Source organism: Streptomyces sp. AK02-01A, assembly GCF_033795305.1.
Taxonomy (GTDB): Bacteria; Actinomycetota; Actinomycetes; order Streptomycetales; family Streptomycetaceae; genus Streptomyces.
This window is the reverse complement of record NZ_JARBAE010000134.1, coordinates 1-673: the sequence shown is the minus strand read 5'-3', so window position 1 is coordinate 673 and position 673 is coordinate 1. Positions and strand designations below refer to the sequence as shown.

Genomic DNA, 673 nt, shown 5'->3' with positions numbered 1-673 from the left:
TCCAGGTCGGGTCGGTGGCGGTTGGTGGGGATGCGCCGGTGTCGGTGCAGTCGATGACGACGACGCGTACGTCGGACATCGGGGCGACGTTGCAGCAGATCGCGGAGTTGACGGCGTCGGGTTGTCAGATTGTGCGGGTGGCGTGTCCGACGCAGGATGACGCGGACGCGTTGGCGGTGATCGCGCGGAAGTCGCAGATTCCGGTGATCGCGGATATTCATTTCCAGCCGAAGTATGTGTTCGCGGCGATTGACGCGGGGTGTGCGGCGGTGCGGGTGAATCCGGGGAACATCAAGCAGTTCGATGACAAGGTGAAGGAGATCGCGCGGGCGGCTCTGGAGTCGGGTACGCCGATTCGGATCGGTGTGAACGCGGGGTCGTTGGACGCGCGTCTGTTGCGGAAGTACGGGAAGGCGACGCCGGAGGCTCTGGTGGAGTCGGCGTTGTGGGAGGCGTCGCTGTTCGAGGAGCACGGGTTCCGGGACATCAAGATCTCGGTGAAGCACAACGATCCGGTGGTGATGGTGAATGCGTACCGGCAGTTGGCGGCTCAGTGTGATTATCCGTTGCATTTGGGTGTGACGGAGGCGGGTCCGGCGTTCCAGGGGACGATCAAGTCGGCGGTGGCGTTCGGTGCGCTGTTGTCGGAGGGGATCGGTGACACGATCCGGGT

1 protein-coding gene is annotated in these 673 nt (G+C 63.9%); it reads left to right on the top strand.

The genetic code is table 11. The annotated features are described in order from the left end of the window. Nucleotides 1–673 (top strand): flavodoxin-dependent (E)-4-hydroxy-3-methylbut-2-enyl-diphosphate synthase (gene ispG / locus PV679_RS36060; protein ID WP_319685504.1); only part of this gene is annotated, 673 nt, incomplete at both ends.